Here is a 16,460-nt window from a genome sequence, read left to right as displayed (position 1 = left end):
AAATTATTTTAATTAATTTTGATGGTATTATGAGGAAATCTAGACTAAGCATATTTAAATCTACTTCTATGTTGATTTCTGTTGTTGGAATCATCATGATTGTATCAACAATTATTGTTGTAGCGTATGTAGGGTATAGTATGGTTTCTGAGGGTATTACTGATGAAATATCTTCAGGTACTCAATATGATCAGCTCGCAGAACTTAAATCATCTTATTCGGATTTAGCTATTAAGTTCGATAATGTTAAATCTACATATTATGCTGGCGGGGCTGATGAAGTCAAAATTTATAATGATGCAAGAATTGAGTTATCTAGGGCAAATTCGGCTATAGAAAATGTTCAAAGTGCTTTAGATGCAGGTAAACCATCTAATGAAGTTGATAGTAGAATAGATTTCGCTAAACAAGAACTTCAAACTGCTAATGATGCATACAATAATCTTTAATTTCTTTTTTTTCTCTTTTTTGGCATATATTCCAAACCGACGACATACATTTCTGAACTTTTTTTACGTGATGATGCAGGTTTTGTTGTTCTCACATGTCTGAATTTTCCTTTTAGTGAATCCAGCATGTTTTTATATTCTGGGCCTTGAAATACTTTCATGACGAGATTTCCCTTTTCTTCAAGAATATTTTCAGCTATTTCGATTACGACGTTTACTAAATCAATGGACCTTAACTGGTCGATAGTTTTAATTCCTGAAAGTGATGGCGATGCATCGGACATTACAACTTTTGCTTTGCCTCCAATCAGTGTCATGATTTTTTCTTGAACTTCTGGTGTTGTAAAATCTCCTCGGATTCCATGGTAGTTTTCTTCATGGAATCTTTTGAATCTGTTTAAGTCAACGCCCACAACAATTCCATCTTCTCCAACCTTTTCTAGAGCAACCTGTGACCATCCTCCAGGGGCTGCTCCCAAATCCACAACAGTATTTCCTTCTTTAATAATTTTGTACTTTTTATCTAACTGTTTTAGTTTATATGATGCTCTTGAACGGTAATCTTCTTTTTTAGCTTTTTTGTAATATGGATCATTGTGCTTTTCCATTTGCCATTTGCTTCCCATTTCAATTCCTCTTATATTTGTCAAAATCAAGTGCACTGCATACTGGAGCGCCAATTTTTATAATCTCTATATCAACTTCCTTGTTATGAATTTCAAGTATCATCACAGTTCTATCGGCAAGCCTTGGGACAATAGGGCTTCCGGGATTCAATAACAATACTCCGTCTTTCTGTTCGATTTTTGGTTGATGTGAATGTCCTGTTACCAATATATCAACATCCAATTCTTTAGCAATATATACTAATTGCTGTGTGTCTGCTCGTGGGTAGACTTCACCATGGACGATGCCTATTTTCAAATCTTCGGCTTCTATAACTTTTGCTGTAGGTAGATTAATTCCTTTTGCTCTGTCCATATTTCCTTGCACTGCCATTACTGGGGCTACTTTTTCCAAATCTTCAATCACTTTAAGTGAAGTTAAATCACCAGCATGTAAAATCAAATCAACTTCGCTAAATGCATCAAATACTTTTTGAGGTATTTCTTTAGCTCTATCTGGGATATGGGTATCTGAAATCAATCCTATCAACATTTTTTCAACCTTATATAATCTATAAAAATATGGTCTTATTATTTGTTGTTACTCCTTTTTAAAATTTTTTTTTACAATTGGAAAAAACTTTGATAAAAAATATTATAAATTCTAAAATTTAAATATAATAATATCATTCTTTGAGGAGAAGATAAAATGGGTGAAGTAAAAAAGGAAGATATTTTAGATATTTTGGCTAAATATGACAAAAGTGAAATCACAATAGCTACTCTTGGAAGCCATACTTCTTTACATATTTTGCAAGGTGCTAAAGAAGAAGGATTTAGAACTGCTATAGTATGTCAAAAAGGTCGTGAAGTTCCATACCAACGTTTTAATGTTGCTGATGAATATATTATTGTCGATGAATTCAAAGACATTGTAAATGAAGATGTTCAACAAAAACTCAGAGACATGAATGCAATTGTTGTGCCTCACGGATCTTTTGTTGCATATGCTGGTTTGGACAATGTTGAAGATAAATTTAATGTGCCTATGTTTGGAAACAGGGATGTTCTCAGATGGGAAGCGGAAAGGGACAAAGAAAGAGCATTGCTTGTTGAAGGTGATGTGAGGATACCTTTCAAATATGATGGTCCTGAAGATATTGACAGGCCGGTAATGGTTAAATTCCCTGGTGCTAGAGGTGGTAGAGGTTACTTTGTAGCTTCATCTACTGAAGAATTCAATTCTAAAATTGAAGCTATGAAAGCACGTGGATGGTTAGAAGACAGTGATGTTGAAGCTGCTCACATTGAAGAATATGTTTCCGGATGTAATTACTGTATACACTATTTCTACTCTGCACTTGATGACACTGTAGAATTAATGGGTATGGATACAAGATATGAATCCAGTATTGATGGATTTGTAAGAATGCCTGCAAAAGATCAACTTGACATTGATTTAAGTCCTTCTTATGTTGTGACAGGTAACCACCCTGCTGTAATTCGTGAATCCTTGCTCCCACAAGTGTTTGATATTGCAGACAAATTAACTGAAAGTGCTAAAAAATTAGTTGCTCCTGGATTAAACGGTCCTTTCTGTATGCAAACTTTAGTAAATGATAATCTGGAAGTAATTTGTTTTGAAATCAGTGCAAGAACTGACGGTGGAACAAATACATTTATGGATGGTTCTCCTTACTCCTACTTGACCTATGGTAAACCAATGAGTATGGGTAGAAGAATTGCTTTAGAAATTAAACGTGGTATAGAAAGAGATGAATTAGAAAAAATAATAACCTAATTTAGTTATTATTTTTTTATTCTTTTTTTAAAATTTTATTCAAAAGACCTTTATTTTCATTTTGTGGTTCTTTTGCATTTTTGTTTTTGTTTTTATTTTTACCGATTTTTTGCTTTTTTTCATACTCTTCTTTTGCTTTCACGCGGTCTCTTTTTGCCCATGCGCCAATGACTGCAACAAGTATACCCACAAGAAGAATTGCTAGAATCATTATCATTCTTCCTTCTTCGGTTGGAGGTATTTCTCTGAATATTCCGTCCAATGCAAGATACATTACTGGTGTTGATGCAATTGCACCTAGTATTACGGATGTTTTTATATTTGGTGCATTGTATCCAACATATAAAAACCCAATTGAAGCAAATGCATAAATGAACTCATTATACATGGATCCCAATATTACAAATGCAGCAGCTATTGCTGCTCCAAATACTAATGATTTAAAGTCGATATCGCTAAATATTTCCATTTTATTTTCTCCAAAAACTTATTTTTTAGAAGCAACTGCCCCTCCGATGGCTCCAGTAATTCCCATGACGATTGCATAATAGATTAAATTTTCAATAACTGCAAAAATACCTGTGAGTCCGGATGTTGTAAATCCTATAAGTCCTCCGAATAATCCAAAAAAACTTCCTCCTATTGTTGTAGATATTATAAATAGTATTGCGCAGATTACTGTACCTAATGCGCCGGCAAGGGCTGCATTCCACATTCCGTTAAGTGCTCCATTATGTGCAATGTATCCGGTAATGAATCCGACAATCAATAATCCTACAAAATCATAATGTCCAAAAAATGATTTAACAATTACAGATAATATAAAACCTATAATAACTGCTTTCCATTTTGTCATGATTATCACCTTTCATTCAATATTTTATATTGTTAATAAAGTATTTAATTATTTTAGTTTTAATGTTTAATAGATGTCTTTTAGTTTATCTTTAATTTGGTCTAAAATTGCCTGATGCATTCTTTTTGTAAATTCCGCCTTATCGTTCTGATTCAGGACATCTAAATATCCTTGTGAGATTAAATTAAATGCAAAGGGGCTTGGTATAACAGTATTTATAGTTTTAACTTCCATTTGTTCTGAGGAAACCCATTCAATTATTTTTAAAGCATTTTTTACATCCATATAGTCCTCTAATGCTTCTCTTCGGGCTTCTTTTAAAATTGAGAAATTTTCATCCATCTCCTGCACGAACTTTAATAATATTTTTCCCCTTACTTGCTGCCGTCCCACTGATTTGGATTCTCCTTTATACCTTCTCAGTGTCATTAATGACCTTCCTGCGCAATGCCTAAACCTTGAAGCCAGTGTTTCTGTTTTATTCAGTGATTGGGAGAGGATATTCTCGAAGTTTTCTGGTGTCAATTCTTTAAATGACTCCAAACCTCCAATTTTACCGTCTGAACTTAAATAAAATCCGTTGTCTGATATTGAAATGGTGACATTGATATTGTATCTTTTAGCTACAATATATGCAATGGCTCTTGAAAGTGCGTCATTAACTTTTCTTCCAAATAATGAATGGAATATTACAAAACGTCTGCCTCCAAATCCCTTGTAGTATTCAATAAGCAGGAGTTGGTTGCTTGGTATTTTTGCATACTTGAATTGTTCCAGAAAGTATTCATATATTGAATTTGCTGCAAAATCATCAACATATAGATATTCGTGTATAAATTCCATTATTTCTTCTTTACTTCTTCTGTATCTGAATTTAACATCCATATGTGCCCTGAATCTTTGAATATCCATTGCCAAATCAAAGGATAATGGCAATTGTTGTGAAAACCAGGAAGGTATTGTCGGCGGCCCCATGGCGGGAGTCACATTAATTGTCATTCCTTTTCCATAATTGAATCTGTATGTATTACCTCCTAAAACGAATGTGTCTCCTTTTTTAAGCCTTTCCATAAAGTCTTCCTCAATTCTCCCTATGGTTTCTCCATCGCATTTAACTAAAACACCGGAGCTATCAGGTATTGTACCAATATTTGTTGAATAAAGCATTCTGGCCAGTTTTCCACGTTTTCCGAAAGTATTGTTCTTGTAATCAATCCAAATTTTTGCATAAACATACCTTTCTTCAAGTTCGGGATATTCTCCAGCCATATAACTTAAGATATCTTCATAATCGTCCCGTGTCAGGTCTTTATAGCAATAGCTCTTTTTAATTACTTCGTAGGCATAATCAATATCCCATGGATTTTCAATACTCATTCCATAAATATGTTGAGCCAGTACGTCCAAACAATTGGTTGGTATACTTATTCTATCTATTTTTCCTTCTTTAGCATTTTTGAGCAAAATTGAACATTCAACCAAATCGTCACGGTCTGTTACGATGATTTTTCCCCTTGACTTTTCATGCAATCTATGTCCACTTCTTCCAATTCTTTGAAGGGCTCTTGCAACGGATTTCGGCGAATTTATGAGCACTACCAAATCAATGTATCCAATATCTATTCCGAGTTCAAGCGATGTTGATGAAACAACAGCCTTGAGTTTTCCTTCCTTTAGTTTATTTTCGGTTTCAAGACGCACCTCCTTTGAAAGTGATGAGTGGTGTGCCATTATATTTGAATCGTTGTAATTCATTGGATACATTTTCTTTAGATTATAGACAAACCGTTCAGTTCCGCTTCGTGTATTTGTAAATATTAATGTTGTTTTATTTTCCTGAATAAGGTCATCCAACAGGTCATATGTTCCAAGTCTTGTGTCTTCATCGTCAGCAAGAACAATATCGCTGACAGGACACATTACTTCCATGTCAAGCTCTTTTAAATAGTTTATATTTACTATTTTGCAGTTTCTTTCAATACCATATTCATATCCTACAAGAAATTTGGCCACTTCATCAATAGGACTTACAGTTGCTGATAATCCTATTCTTGTAAATTGTCCTATCAGATGCTGTAATCTTTCAAGAGATAAACTTAAATGCACTCCTCTTTTATTTTCGGCCAGTGAATGAATTTCATCAATGATAACATAGTTTACATTGCTTAATTTTTCTCTAAATTTTGGAGCCACCAGCAATATTGACAGTGTTTCGGGAGTTGTTATTAGAATATGTGGTGGTTTTTTAAGCATTTTTTGTCTTTGGTATTGGGTTGTGTCACCTGTACGCACGGCTTTTCTAATTCCCAAATCTTTTCCAGCTATTTTTTTTATTCCATCTAAAGGTTCATCCAGGTTTTTTTCAATATCGTTGTCCAGAGCTTTTAGGGGTGAAATGTAAATACAATAAACTTTATCTTCCAATTTGCCTTTCTCGGCAAGTGTTGTCAATTCACTTATCACTGATAAAAATGCGGTCAATGTTTTACCGGACCCTGTTGGTGATGAAATGAGGATGTTGTTTTTTTTGTGGATATCAATGATTGATTTTTTTTGAGCTGGTGTAAAGTCATCAAATTTTGAATCAAACCACTGTTTAACCCATGGGTGCAGGATTTTGTAGATTTGTTTTTTTGAATAACTTTTTATTTGTTCTTCAATCATTATTGTTTCCTCATTTTCACTAATTTAATATTTTTAATTTAATTTTTAATTTTTATTAAATTTATTGGTATTTTTGATAATTATTTGTTATTTTTTTTAGTTTACCTAAATTTTTTTTCCATATCTTTGTTCAATTGATTATGTTTATATAATATTTTTTACAATATTTTGATTTTTTTTCACTATTTTTTTATAATTTTGCAAAATAAAAATTTTTAAATACTGAAAAATGTAATATATTTAAACATAGGCATAATGCCTAGGTGGTAATAAAATGAATGATTTATTTAATTTATCTGGACAAGTAGCATTAGTAAGTGGAGCATCCTCTGGTATTGGTGTAGACATGGCAAAAGCATATGCAAGATATGGTGCTAACATTGTGGTTACTGGAAGGAGGAAAGAAAGATTAGACCAAGTTGCAGAAGAAATCAAAGAACTCGGCGTAGACTGCATTGGTGTAGTTTGTGATGTTACAGATACTGAAAGTGTTGAAAACTGTGTAAAAGAAGTCATGGACCACTTTGGAAGAATTGATATCCTCCACAACAATGCAGGATATGGAGCAACAAAAGAAGCAGAATTATTAACTGATGACGAATGGAACAAAACTGTAGATGTTGACCTTACTGGTACATTCAAAATGTCTAGAGCAGTTGCACGTGAAGCAATGATTCCACAAAAATACGGAAGAATCATCAACACTGCATCAATGTTTGGTTTAGTCGGAACTATGGCAACACCAACCTCCCCATATGCAGCAGCAAAAGGTGGAGTTGTAAACCTTACCAGACAATTAGCGGCTGAATGGGCAAAATACAACATTACTGTAAATGCAATCTGTCCTGGTACTTTCCCAACTGAACTCACACGTTCAACCATTGACAATGATGAATACAAAGCTTACACTAAAACTGTAGTGCCTGTTGGAAGATCCGGTGTCGACGGAGAATTAGATTCTACAGTTGTATACTTAGCTTCACCAAAATCCAGTTATGTAACTGGTCAAGCTATCGCTGTTGATGGTGGATATACTTGTATTTAAATTGAAAAATTCTTTTTTTCAATTTTATTTTTCTTTTTTTAACTATCAAATATTTATTGTTTAGTTTGAAATCATTTTTTCTATAAACTTTTTTTATAATTCTCATAAATTTATCAAAAATTTATATATTCCTAAAATCTAATTTATTATCATGTCAAATTTAAGTTTTGAAGAATCCATTAACAATCTATCAAATGATGATGTTAAAGTCAGAAAAGAAGCTATTGAATCATTGGTTGGAATAACTGATGAAGAAGCTATTGAACCATTAATTAAAGCAACAACTGATGATAATGCTCAAGTTAGATTCAAAGCTGCTGAAATATTAGGGAATATGGGTGATGTGGCTGTAGATAAATTAATTGATGCATTTAATAATGCTGAAGGTAAGGACAAACGTTTCATTGCTTTTGCACTAAAAGAAACAGAAGATAAAAAAGTTATTCCTTACTTTGTAGAAGCAATTGATGATGATGATTTTGGTGTTAGAAAAGTTGCCGTACGTGCTTTAGGTGAACTTCAGGCTGAAGATCAAATAGATGCCATTGCTAAATGTCTTGAAGATGAAGATTGGGGTGTAAAATTAGCTGCTATTCAAGCATTAGGTGACTTAGCCACTGATGAATCAATTAAATTAATTAAAGATATTCGAAAAACAGAAGATGATAAAGACTTCAAAAAATCATGCAATAAAGCAATCAAAAAAGCGCAAAAAAGACAAAAAGCTAAGGCATCAGGGGAGTCCATTGTAAAAGTTATTCCTATGAGTACTATAAAGGAAATGGAAAAAACTAATGTTCAAAAGGCTATAAAAGAATATGAACGTTATGTTGAATCAAAACAAGCTAAAGATGCCCCATATAAAAGATTATGTGTTTTATATAGGAAAGCTAATGACTATGATAATGAAGTTAGAGTCATAGAAACCGCTTGTGATGTCTTTAAAGATAATGATAAAAAGTTGTCTTATTTTGAAAAAAGACTGGCTAAATTGAAATAGTTATTTTTCAATAATTTCATAAAGATCTTCTCTTTTATTTTTTAAAAGTGGAAGTTCTTCTCTAATTTTTTTTATTTCGTTTAAATTTATTTCAGAGATTATCAATTCTTCTTTTTCACTTGCTTCAGCAATTATTTCTCCCCATGGGTTTGTGATAATTGAATGTCCAAAGCTATGATAACTTGCATTCATGTTTAAAGCAGGTGCGACACCTATACAATATACCTGATTGTCTAATGCTCTTGAACGGAACAGTAATTCCCAGTGTGCTGGACCTGTGGTCATATTAAATGCTCCTGGATAAAACAGTATTGAAGCACCTTTGAGGGTCATCAATCTGGCAAGTTCTGGAAAGCGAATATCATAGCAGATTCCAATTCCGATTTTACCGAATTCAGTATCAACAACTGTTATATTATTTCCAGCTGTTAAAACATCAGATTCCCTAAAAGATATTTTTCCTTTCACGTCAATGTCAAAAAGATGCATTTTTCGGTGTTTAGCTATGATTTTACCGTTTCTGTCAAAAAGATAACTTGTGTTGTACAGTTTACCTTTTTCTTTTTCTGGAATGGATCCTGCAAGAATGTAAACATTATTTTTGGATGACAGTTCAGATATTTTAAAGAGGGTTTTGCTTGTTTTTTCATTTTCGCAGTATTCTATGAATTTATCATTAGAATATGGGCAGTTAAACATTTCGGGTAAAACTATAAAATCTGAATTTTTGTCAACGGCTTTATTAATCATTAATTCAGCTTTTTTTAAATTTTTCTCTTTGCCATCAATTACATTCATTTGACAAAGGGCAATTTTAATTTTGGTCATATTAACACTTAAAAAATAAAAAATAGAGTATGAAATTAATCATACTTAAGTAATATCTGCTGTATTTATCATTGCAGTTATATCCTCTGAAGTTACAGAGTTAATTGATTCGCCACTAATTTTAAATACATATAATTTTCCATCACTAAACATTGAAACAAATCTTGTGTAGTTGCCGTCATTATTTTCTAAAATGACATTTGAAGCGTTTCTACCATCTAATGTGATAGTTTCAACAAGTTCTACATAAGAATCATTATTCTGTGCATAACTAATTCTGTCTTGGGTTATCTCTTTAAGTGATGTTGATTCCATTGTACTGTTATAATATTCTATAATGGTATTATTTGTATTTTTAAAGAATTTTGCATTAGTGTGGTCTGCATCGCTTCCATTTATTACTTCCCAATTGCTTGGATATTCGAATGAAAATGCACCTTCGCTAACTTTAACTAAATTATTATTTGTTAGTGAAGTGTTATTGTTATTATGTGGTCCAGTTAAAACAATTCCGCAGATTACAATTAATGTTATTAAAACTATTGCACCGATAATAAGTTTCTTTTCTTTTAATATATTAACTGTACTTTCGCCTGAGGAAGGTTTTTTTGGTTTTGGTTGCTTTTCAAAGATACTTTCTTCTTTAGGAACTATAACTTTTGGTTTTGGAAATTTATATCCACAATTTCCACAAACCGGAGCACCATCATAACTGGGATTTCCACATTCAGGACATTTTTTCACAGCTCAACCTCCATTTAATTTAACATTATATATTAATAATAATGTTTTTATTTATATAAAAAGATATTTATAAATGTGATAAAATGGCAAGTGATGAAATTATTAATATTGATGATATGAATTATGCAGTTTATAAAATAGGGGACTGGAAAAATCATTATGAAATAAATCAAATTGGCCTTTCAAGAGAAATTCCAGTAACAGAAAACACATTAACTCATGTTAAATTTTCCATGGAAGAAATAAGAAATTCTAAGTTTGAAATTTCCGACAAAGAGGTTAATGGTTTTGTTGCTATTGCATTACAATTAAATCCTAAAGTTCAGGATATGGATTTGGAAGATGTTATTTCCCTTGAACAAAAGGAATATGATGATATCCTGAAAGAATTAGAAAATCTCGAATTATTGGATGAAGATGGTACAATTCCTTTAGAAACTGAAGATTATCTCATATATAAACTTGAAAAAGAGTGTCATGTGACCAATTCTATTCCTGCAAATAAATTCACAAAAAAATTTTATTTTGATGAAATGAAAAGAATTGAAGATGCATTAAGTTAAAATGCATCTAATGTTATTTTCTTGTCTCGTTTTAATTCACGAGGAGGTTCGATTGATACAAATTCAATCCCTTCTTCTTCAATAAGTTCTTGAGCATCATCCATTATTGATGGAGCAACAAGAAGGCCTCTGATTTTTTTCTTTTGAGCTTTACATTCTTTAAGGTAATCGTTTTCAGTATTTTCTAAATCTTGAAGATATCTTCGAAGTTGTTTTACTGCACTTACTCCTGCTTTACGTGCTTTTAGTTCCAAAACCATTAGATTATTGTTTTTATCTTTTCCTAAAATATCAATAAATCCATGCTCTACACTATACTCTCGGGCTGTTGGAGTGAAACCCTCTTCAATCATGTGGGGTTTTTCCATAATCATGTCACTCATGTCCTTTTCATATCCTGCTTGCTCAAGTTCTTCAAAGTCTTCCATATTGGCATAGTTGATAAATTGGATTTTTCTTATTTCAACAGTCAATAATTCTTTTGGTGTTCTTCTGTGACTTTCCAGGAAAAGATTATCGTTTTTAATGTAACTTCTTGTTTTTGATTTCGGAGGTTGCCAGTTCACAGGTTCAACCTTTTTTTCCTGGTGAATTAAAAATGCTCCATCGGGTTTAATCATAATTATACGTTCTCCCCAATTGAGTTCACTTAATGCACGTCCTTCATAATTGACTTTGCAACATGCAAAAATCAGTATTGTTGCTCTTTTACGCAAAGCTTCCTGAACTAAATCGTAAGCATCTTTGCAATTAGGTTTTTCTAAAATTTTATATTTCATCACAATAACATTGTTTAGATTAATTTAAATAATTTGTTTTTTATAGTAACATTAAATATAATTTACTATGGTTGGGATTGAAATTTACGATGAAGATTATTTTGATGATAAAAATGAATTTTTCACATTGGATTCATTCGAATTCGAAAACGGAAAAGTTCTCAATGATGTTTCTGTTGAATATATGACTTTCGGAACTCCAAAATATGATAAAAAAGGAGTAATTGAAAATGCAATTGTGTATTGTCATGGTTCTTTGGGCAATTTCTCGTCAATGAAAAAAATCATTCCGTTAGTCGGTGAAGACGGTCCTTTTGATGAAAACAAATACTTTTTCATTTGTATGTCTGCATTAGGTTCTCCAGGGTCTTGTTCTCCCTCATCTACTGGTTTAAAAAATAAATTTCCAAAATATTCGATTAAGGATGTGGCTAATTTTCAAAAACAATTTTTATTGAAAAAATTCAATATAACTCATGTTTTGGGAATGATTGGTAATTCAATGGGTGGATTTGTCAGTTTAACCCAAGCTATTGAAAGTCCTGATTTTGCAGATTTTATCATTTGTGGTGTAAGCAGCTATAAGGTTGCTGGTCATGATTATATCCTTTCCAGATTTGTAAATGAAATTATAGAATCTGATCCTGATTACAATAAAGGGGAGATGACTTATTCATTGATTAGAACTTTAAGATTGGCTAATCTTGCTGAATTCAATTTTGGTCTCTCCAAGGAGGCATTACGTGCAATGTCCAATGATGAATTAAGGAGTGAATTTGAAAACTTTGGTAATGAAAGCATTAATGTAGATATTTATGATGTAAAATACTGCAATGAATCCTGTATGAATTATGATGTCGAAAATGATTTGAATAAAATCAAATCTAAGGTATTAATAATCTCATGCAAGCAGGACCCTCATTTTCCTCCGGAACTTGATGGTATTCCAATGTCTGAAAAGATTGATGATTCTCAATTGATTGTTATGGATTCCCAATTGGGGCACTTATGTTTCAACGAAATTGAAACTATTTCTGATGAACTAAAAGTGTTCATGAAAAATTTTGAGTGATAATATGGATGTAAAAATATCTGATTATGGTGTTTTCGAAGATAAAAAGTTCATTGAATACAATGTTTTTGGATTGTCTGAAAATCAGATGAACTATTTGGATGATAATTTGGTTGAAGAGACTAAAATAGAAGATGAATTTCTCAAAATAAAAATGTATTTTGATGATGAATTATATCCATTCCAGAGTGATGTTGCAAAAATCAGGATAGATGATTTTATTTCCCGTGAAGAGATTGAGATGAATGTTTTTCTTTCCAGTTTTTTGGAAGATATGCAATGATATAATTTTTAAAAGTTATTTTTTTTTTTTAACTTTTTTTAATTATTTAAACAGTTAAATTTTTTTTCCAGTAACCTTTATATATTTATCAAAAATTAATATTATAATATAATAATTGCCAAAAGGTGATTTCTATTTTAAATAATCCTAATATTGTTTATGAGTATTCCAAGGATTCTCTTGAAAAATTCGAATTTGAGAATGGTAAAATTCTAGAGAATGTAGAAGTGGAATATGTTGTAAAAGGCGCTCCTAAGTATGATAAAGATGGAAATATTGAAAATATGGTTATTTTTTGTCATAATTATGATGGAAGTTCCTTTTCCATTGATGGTTTTTCTCAATTAACCGCAGAAGGTAAACCTTTTGATTTTAATGAATATTTTTTTGTCTCAATAACTTCCTTGGGCGTTCCTGGTTCGTGTAGTCCTTCATCCACTAATTTGAGATATAACTTTCCGAAATATTCCTTTAAAGATAAGGTTAATTTTAAAAGACAATTCATTAAAGAAAAATTTGGTTCTAATCAAGTTTTAGGGATTGTTGGAAGAGGATTGGGAGGATATGAAGCATATACTTGGGCTTGTGAGTATTCTGAAGATATGGAATTTATAATAGTTCTTAGTAGTTCCTTTAAAACTAACGGTTATCGATATGTGGTTGCAAGAGGGATAGAAAGCGTAATTGAAGCCAGTGATAATTTCTATTCTGATGTTTACAGTGAATCATTATCAAAAACAATGGTTTCTATAAATAAGATACTCTATTCAAATTATTTTTCTAGACGGATTTTTCAGGGAATGTCTAATGATGAGATAGATGTTTTAATGGATGAATATGTTGATGATGGTTTATTCATTGATATTTACGATTTCAAATTCCAAAATGATTCTATCTTAGGTTATGATGTGGAAGATAAATTGTCTGATATTCAAGCCAAAACGTTGGTGATAAGTCCGACAGATGATTTGTATTTCTCACCAGAATTTGACACACTACCTTTGAAGGAACTGATTAATGATTGTGAGTTATATCTGTTTGATTTGCACATTGATAATCTTAATAATATTGATTATGCTAAATTTATTGAAACTTTAAGTCCATTTTTGGAACAATTTAAAAAATAAAAAAGTTTAGCTAGTAAAACTAGCTATTTTGATGCATCAAGCATGTGTTGTACTGCTTTTAAGGATTTTTCAGCAACATCTTTAGGTAATGTAATTTGAGGAGCTTCATTAATAAGTGAATCTCTTACTTTTTCTAATGTATGCAGTTTCATAGTTTCACAGATTGCTCCTTCAAGTAGAGGATATAATTTTTTCCCTTCAACTTCTAAATTGATTCTTGTAATCATATCAATTTCGGTTCCGAGTACAAATTCTTCTTTATCACTTTCAGCAATGTATCTTAACATTCCTCCAGTGGACATGACTTGATCACATGCTTCCTGAACTTCAATGTTACATTCAGGGTGACAGATAATTTCTGCATTTGGGTGTTGTTGTCTTTTAAGTTCAACATCTTCAACATGGAACAGTTTGTGAACATAACAATGTCCGCCTTTAGGAACAGGTATTATTTTTTTATCAATTTTTTGAGATACATGGTTTCCTAAATTGTTGTCAGGTCCAAATAATATTTTTTCTTGTTTTAAACTTTCAGCTACTTTTACTGCATTTGCTGAAGTACATAATGTATCGGCATGTTGTTTTGCTTCTGCAATACTATTGACATAAAGGATAACGCCGGCATCAGGATGTTCCTCTTTAGCTTTTAAAAGTTCTTCTTCAGGTAACATATGTGCCATCGGGCATTCTGCTTCTAGAGTTGGTATGACTATTTTTTTGTCGGGATTTAGTATAAATGCAGTTTCAGCCATAAAGTCCACACCACAAAATACAACTAAATCTTTATCGTCAATTTCAGAAGCTTTAATACATAATTCTAAGGAATCTCCTAAAAAATCAGCAATTTCCTGAATTTCTTTCGGCTGATAATTGTGTGCAAGAATTATTGCATTTTTTTCTTCTTTTAATTTTAATATTTCATCTTGAAGAGAACTGTTCATTTTTTTCACCCATTTCTACATACTTTCTAATTTCATTAGTAATAATTAATTTATAGTCGTCTTTACTATTAAAGTCTTTTACCCAAAATGATACTTTGAGTTGTGTTTCTTCAAATGTTATTCCTTTTGAAAACACATTAGGTTTAGGATTTTCAGAAACTCCATCATAATTACCTATTTTCTGTATTATGTATTCTTTAAATTTTTCTATGTCTATATTCAATGGCACTCCTGCAAGTATATCTACTCTGTATTTTTCAGGAGGTTTGAATTGTAAATATGAATTGTTGGTTAATGTTGAATTCGGAACATGTATCTTAACACCCAAATCATCAATAATAAGAGTTGACCTAAGGGAAATTCTTTTTACATATCCTTTTTTATTGTTTATTTCAATCGTATCTCCAACTTTGATACTTTTTCTTATGATTAATATTATTCCAGAAAACAGATTTGAAATTATGTCTTTTGCAGCAAAACTCACCGCAATACCTATAATTCCTAAACTCAATAATGTTCCTGCAAGATTAATTCCGAAGAACTGTAAAATTATCATCAATGCAATGAAATATATTATATAGTTAATTATGTCCCGTATAAGATAAACTGCGGTCATGTCTTTTTTAAATCGTTCCATTCTATTCATTAAAAAAGCGACAAGGCGGGTAATAATTGAAGTAATTAGTATGATGATTAAAATTGATACAAGAACTATCATCGGATTATCAATTGTCGGTATATTCATTTCTATCACAATTCAATTTTTTTTAAATCTTCAGCTGTTTCAGTTTTGTCAAAAATTTTTCGAGCTTCATTTAACAATTGGTCAGTATTTTGATATCTGGTACTGAAATGGGTTAAGATTAATCTTTTACTATTTGACTCTTTAGCTATGCAGGCGGCATCACTTGATGTGGAATGAAAATGTTCTTCAGCTTTATCTTTATCTTCGTTAACATAAGTTGATTCATGAATTAATACTGTTGAATCCTGCGCTAGCTCAATCATTTCTTCACATGGTGCGGAGTCTCCAGAATAAGTTATTTTTCTGCCTTTCCGTGGAGGACCCAAAACTTGTTCTGGTTTTATGATTTTACCATTAATTTCAACTTCTTCACCGTTATGTAGTCTTCCAAAGTCAGGACCTACTGGAACACCCAGTTCAATAGCTTTTTCTCTTAAAAATCTTGGTTTTTTCAGTTCTTCTATGGAGTATGCTAAGCTAGGAACCTGATGCTTTACTTCTTGGGATTTTATGATATATTCTTTTGTTTTTTCAACGATTTCACTACCAATTTCGATAAATTCAATTGGGAAATCTATTTTTGTAAAGCCTAAGTTGTAAATTGCATTAATAACTTTATTCAAACCTTTTGGCCCGTATATTGTTAATTTTTTTTCTCTTCCTCTGAAATTCATGGATTGCAATAATCCTGGAAGTCCTAAAATGTGATCTCCGTGGTAGTGGGTGATAAATATTTTAGATATTTTCATGGGGCTTATTTTTGCATATATTAATTGTCTTTGTGTTCCTTCACCACAATCAAACATCATCACCTCTCCAAATGCCTTTATCACTATTGAAGGATGATTTCTTTCATATGAATGAACTGCTGATGAAGTTCCTAAAAATGTTATCTCCATTTAATCACTTATTTTATATTATAAAAATAATATATATTTTAATAATTATTAAATTTTAG

19 protein-coding genes are annotated in these 16,460 nt (G+C 31.5%); 8 read left to right on the top strand and 11 right to left on the bottom strand.

Features of this window, described 5'->3' with window-relative positions; all coding sequences use genetic code 11:
- Window positions 1–29: 29 nt before the first annotated feature.
- Window positions 30–449: a hypothetical protein gene (locus Q0P94_RS04625; RefSeq protein WP_295114249.1), complete on the top strand. Its 420-nt coding sequence runs from the start codon at window positions 30–32 to the stop codon at window positions 447–449.
- Here the strand turns inward: Q0P94_RS04625 and Q0P94_RS04620 are convergent.
- Together Q0P94_RS04620 and Q0P94_RS04615 are read right to left on the bottom strand one after the other, a co-directional pair.
- On the bottom strand, window positions 446–1,075 hold the full coding sequence (locus Q0P94_RS04620) for an RlmE family RNA methyltransferase (protein ID WP_295114247.1): 630 nt from the start codon (window positions 1,073–1,075) through the stop codon (window positions 446–448). The genes Q0P94_RS04625 and Q0P94_RS04620 overlap by 4 nt on opposite strands.
- Before the next feature lies 1 nt (window position 1,076).
- On the bottom strand, window positions 1,077–1,607 hold the full coding sequence (locus tag Q0P94_RS04615; RefSeq protein ID WP_295114245.1) for a metallophosphoesterase: 531 nt from the start codon (window positions 1,605–1,607) through the stop codon (window positions 1,077–1,079).
- Between the two features lie 156 nt (window positions 1,608–1,763).
- On the opposite strand from Q0P94_RS04615, the gene Q0P94_RS04610 reads away from it, so the two are divergent.
- Complete coding sequence (locus tag Q0P94_RS04610) at window positions 1,764–2,855, top strand: formate--phosphoribosylaminoimidazolecarboxamide ligase (RefSeq protein ID WP_295114243.1); 1,092 nt, start codon at window positions 1,764–1,766, stop codon at window positions 2,853–2,855.
- Between the two features lie 16 nt (window positions 2,856–2,871).
- On the opposite strand, the gene Q0P94_RS04605 is transcribed toward Q0P94_RS04610, so the two are convergent.
- The 3 genes from Q0P94_RS04605 to Q0P94_RS04595 all read right to left on the bottom strand — a co-directional run bounded on the left by Q0P94_RS04605 (window position 2,872) and on the right by Q0P94_RS04595 (window position 6,375).
- Window positions 2,872–3,324, bottom strand: coding sequence for a hypothetical protein (locus tag Q0P94_RS04605; protein ID WP_295114241.1), 453 nt, complete (start codon window positions 3,322–3,324; stop codon window positions 2,872–2,874).
- 18 nt (window positions 3,325–3,342) lie between these two features.
- A complete protein-coding gene (locus Q0P94_RS04600) occupies window positions 3,343–3,711 on the bottom strand; it encodes a DUF5518 domain-containing protein (RefSeq protein ID WP_295114239.1) in 369 nt (122 codons plus the stop codon).
- A 66-nt stretch (window positions 3,712–3,777) separates the two neighbouring features.
- Window positions 3,778–6,375, bottom strand: a complete 2,598-nt coding sequence (locus Q0P94_RS04595; RefSeq protein ID WP_295114237.1) for an ATP-dependent helicase — start codon at window positions 6,373–6,375, stop codon at window positions 3,778–3,780.
- 274 nt (window positions 6,376–6,649) lie between these two features.
- On the opposite strand from Q0P94_RS04595, the gene Q0P94_RS04590 reads away from it, so the two are divergent.
- Both Q0P94_RS04590 and Q0P94_RS04585 read left to right on the top strand, forming a co-directional pair.
- On the top strand, window positions 6,650–7,420 hold the full coding sequence (locus tag Q0P94_RS04590; protein WP_292745277.1) for an SDR family NAD(P)-dependent oxidoreductase: 771 nt from the start codon (window positions 6,650–6,652) through the stop codon (window positions 7,418–7,420).
- A gap of 151 nt (window positions 7,421–7,571) precedes the next feature.
- Complete coding sequence (locus Q0P94_RS04585) at window positions 7,572–8,420, top strand: HEAT repeat domain-containing protein (RefSeq protein ID WP_295114235.1); 849 nt, start codon at window positions 7,572–7,574, stop codon at window positions 8,418–8,420.
- On the opposite strand, the gene Q0P94_RS04580 is transcribed toward Q0P94_RS04585, so the two are convergent.
- The gene (locus tag Q0P94_RS04580; RefSeq protein WP_295114233.1) at window positions 8,421–9,248 is read right to left on the bottom strand and encodes a carbon-nitrogen hydrolase family protein; all 828 of its coding nucleotides are present in this window, start codon (window positions 9,246–9,248) and stop codon (window positions 8,421–8,423) included.
- A gap of 45 nt (window positions 9,249–9,293) precedes the next feature.
- Window positions 9,294–9,992: a zinc ribbon domain-containing protein gene (locus Q0P94_RS04575; RefSeq protein ID WP_295114231.1), complete on the bottom strand. Its 699-nt coding sequence runs from the start codon at window positions 9,990–9,992 to the stop codon at window positions 9,294–9,296.
- A gap of 83 nt (window positions 9,993–10,075) precedes the next feature.
- Here Q0P94_RS04575 and Q0P94_RS04570 point away from each other — a divergent pair, with 83 nt between their 5' ends.
- Entirely contained in the window at window positions 10,076–10,555 is a 480-nt protein-coding gene (locus Q0P94_RS04570) for a hypothetical protein (RefSeq protein ID WP_295114229.1), read from the top strand.
- Here the strand turns inward: Q0P94_RS04570 and nucS are convergent.
- Window positions 10,552–11,334 carry an endonuclease NucS gene (nucS, locus tag Q0P94_RS04565; protein WP_295114294.1) on the bottom strand — a complete coding sequence of 261 codons (783 nt, stop codon included), beginning with the start codon at window positions 11,332–11,334 and terminating at the stop codon, window positions 10,552–10,554. The two genes, Q0P94_RS04570 and nucS, sit on opposite strands and share 4 nt — an antisense overlap.
- 67 nt (window positions 11,335–11,401) lie before the next feature.
- Between nucS and Q0P94_RS04560 the strand changes: the two genes are divergently transcribed.
- The 3 genes from Q0P94_RS04560 (at window position 11,402) to Q0P94_RS04550 (ending at window position 13,816) form a co-directional block, all read left to right on the top strand.
- Window positions 11,402–12,406, top strand: coding sequence for an alpha/beta fold hydrolase (locus Q0P94_RS04560; RefSeq protein ID WP_295114227.1), 1,005 nt, complete (start codon window positions 11,402–11,404; stop codon window positions 12,404–12,406).
- A 4-nt stretch (window positions 12,407–12,410) separates the two neighbouring features.
- Entirely contained in the window at window positions 12,411–12,689 is a 279-nt protein-coding gene (locus Q0P94_RS04555) for a DUF5750 family protein (RefSeq protein WP_295114225.1), read from the top strand.
- A 125-nt stretch (window positions 12,690–12,814) separates the two neighbouring features.
- Window positions 12,815–13,816 (top strand): hypothetical protein, encoded by a 1,002-nt coding sequence (locus Q0P94_RS04550; RefSeq protein ID WP_295114223.1) that lies wholly within the window; start codon window positions 12,815–12,817, stop codon window positions 13,814–13,816.
- A 23-nt stretch (window positions 13,817–13,839) separates the two neighbouring features.
- On the opposite strand, the gene nadA is transcribed toward Q0P94_RS04550, so the two are convergent.
- Genes nadA through rnz form a run of 3 tightly spaced genes read right to left on the bottom strand, consistent with a single transcriptional unit; the run spans window position 13,840 to window position 16,401 of the window.
- Window positions 13,840–14,757, bottom strand: coding sequence for a quinolinate synthase NadA (gene nadA / locus Q0P94_RS04545; RefSeq protein ID WP_295114221.1), 918 nt, complete (start codon window positions 14,755–14,757; stop codon window positions 13,840–13,842).
- Entirely contained in the window at window positions 14,735–15,502 is a 768-nt protein-coding gene (locus Q0P94_RS04540) for a mechanosensitive ion channel family protein (RefSeq protein WP_295114219.1), read from the bottom strand. Before Q0P94_RS04540 ends, nadA begins: the two co-directional genes overlap by 23 nt.
- Window positions 15,503–15,507: 5 nt before the next feature.
- Complete coding sequence (gene rnz, locus Q0P94_RS04535) at window positions 15,508–16,401, bottom strand: ribonuclease Z (protein ID WP_295114217.1); 894 nt, start codon at window positions 16,399–16,401, stop codon at window positions 15,508–15,510.
- Window positions 16,402–16,460: the final 59 nt, after the last annotated feature.

The sequence above is a fragment of the uncultured Methanobrevibacter sp. genome, assembly GCF_946184425.1.
GTDB lineage: Archaea > Methanobacteriota > Methanobacteria > Methanobacteriales > Methanobacteriaceae > Methanocatella.
This window is presented reverse-complemented; position numbering and strand designations above follow the sequence as displayed.

Bases quoted from the DNA above. Each gene is read 5' to 3' on its own strand.
- Q0P94_RS04625 (WP_295114249.1), top strand. From the start codon at position 30: ATGAGGAAATCTAGACTAAGCATATTTAAATCTACTTCTATGTTGATT.
- Q0P94_RS04620 (WP_295114247.1), bottom strand. From the start codon at position 1,075: ATGGGAAGCAAATGGCAAATGGAAAAGCACAATGATCCATATTACAAA.
- Q0P94_RS04615 (WP_295114245.1), bottom strand. From the start codon at position 1,607: ATGTTGATAGGATTGATTTCAGATACCCATATCCCAGATAGAGCTAAA.
- Q0P94_RS04610 (WP_295114243.1), top strand. From the start codon at position 1,764: ATGGGTGAAGTAAAAAAGGAAGATATTTTAGATATTTTGGCTAAATAT.
- Q0P94_RS04605 (WP_295114241.1), bottom strand. From the start codon at position 3,324: ATGGAAATATTTAGCGATATCGACTTTAAATCATTAGTATTTGGAGCA.
- Q0P94_RS04600 (WP_295114239.1), bottom strand. From the start codon at position 3,711: ATGACAAAATGGAAAGCAGTTATTATAGGTTTTATATTATCTGTAATT.
- Q0P94_RS04595 (WP_295114237.1), bottom strand. From the start codon at position 6,375: ATGATTGAAGAACAAATAAAAAGTTATTCAAAAAAACAAATCTACAAA.
- Q0P94_RS04590 (WP_292745277.1), top strand. From the start codon at position 6,650: ATGAATGATTTATTTAATTTATCTGGACAAGTAGCATTAGTAAGTGGA.
- Q0P94_RS04585 (WP_295114235.1), top strand. From the start codon at position 7,572: ATGTCAAATTTAAGTTTTGAAGAATCCATTAACAATCTATCAAATGAT.
- Q0P94_RS04580 (WP_295114233.1), bottom strand. From the start codon at position 9,248: ATGACCAAAATTAAAATTGCCCTTTGTCAAATGAATGTAATTGATGGC.
- Q0P94_RS04570 (WP_295114229.1), top strand. From the start codon at position 10,076: ATGGCAAGTGATGAAATTATTAATATTGATGATATGAATTATGCAGTT.
- nucS (WP_295114294.1), bottom strand. From the start codon at position 11,334: ATGAAATATAAAATTTTAGAAAAACCTAATTGCAAAGATGCTTACGAT.
- Q0P94_RS04560 (WP_295114227.1), top strand. From the start codon at position 11,402: ATGGTTGGGATTGAAATTTACGATGAAGATTATTTTGATGATAAAAAT.
- Q0P94_RS04555 (WP_295114225.1), top strand. From the start codon at position 12,411: ATGGATGTAAAAATATCTGATTATGGTGTTTTCGAAGATAAAAAGTTC.
- nadA (WP_295114221.1), bottom strand. From the start codon at position 14,757: ATGAACAGTTCTCTTCAAGATGAAATATTAAAATTAAAAGAAGAAAAA.
- Q0P94_RS04540 (WP_295114219.1), bottom strand. From the start codon at position 15,502: ATGAATATACCGACAATTGATAATCCGATGATAGTTCTTGTATCAATT.
- rnz (WP_295114217.1), bottom strand. From the start codon at position 16,401: ATGGAGATAACATTTTTAGGAACTTCATCAGCAGTTCATTCATATGAA.